1 pseudogene is annotated in these 344 nt (G+C 66.3%); it reads right to left on the bottom strand.

The features are described from left to right. Positions 1–49: 49 nt before the first annotated feature. Positions 50–344 (bottom strand): annotated as a pseudogene (locus tag RVY79_RS18200) (type I glyceraldehyde-3-phosphate dehydrogenase); the annotation flags it as partial.

Genomic DNA, 344 nt, shown 5'->3' on the forward strand with positions numbered 1-344 from the left:
CGAAGATCGACGTGCGCGGGTCGCCACGGAAATCGGTCGCGACGACCTAGTCCTCGGTGTAGCCCAGCACGCCCTTGAGCGCGCCCTGGCTCTGGGCCTTGAACTCGGCGCAGATGTCGGCGTAGCTGGCTTCGCTATTCAGCTCGACGGTCAGGTCAACGACCGACACATCGCTGGTCGGCACGCGGAAGGCCATGCCGGTCAGCTTCTTGTTGAGCTGCGGGATCACCACGCCCACGGCCTGGGCAGCGCCAGTGCTCGACGGGATGATGTTTTCCAGGATGCCGCGGCCGCCGCGCCAGTCCTTGTTCGACGGGCCATCGACGGTCTTCTGCGTGGCGGTG

The sequence above is a fragment of the Chromohalobacter sp. HP20-39 genome, from assembly GCF_033052815.1.
In the GTDB taxonomy this organism is placed as follows: Bacteria; Pseudomonadota; Gammaproteobacteria; order Pseudomonadales; family Halomonadaceae; genus Chromohalobacter.